The 323-nt window shown below is 43.0% G+C and carries 1 pseudogene; it reads left to right on the forward strand.

What is annotated here, in order from left to right:
• Positions 1–323 (forward strand): annotated as a pseudogene (locus tag K8089_RS16440) (hypothetical protein); the annotation flags it as partial.

Genomic DNA, 323 nt, shown 5'->3' on the forward strand with positions numbered 1-323 from the left:
GATATTTCAAATCTGGAAACACTTACCTTTTTAGCACTAAATCCGGATGGAAGAACCCTTGAATATACAGATGAAGACGGCGTTGTAACAAGCATAGACCTCGGAGCGGTAATCGACGCTTTCGAAACACTAACTACAATCGTAGACAACAACGACGGAACATTTACTTACACAGATGAGGATGGCGGAACCACAACCATCGATATCTCAAATCTGGAAACACTTACCTTTTTAGCACTAAATCCGGATGGAAGAACCCTTGAATACACAGATGAAGACGGCGTTGTAACAAGCATAGACCTCGGAGCGGTAATCGACGCTTT

Source organism: Aequorivita vitellina (assembly GCF_022008365.1).
Classification (GTDB): Bacteria; Bacteroidota; Bacteroidia; order Flavobacteriales; family Flavobacteriaceae; genus Aequorivita; species Aequorivita vitellina.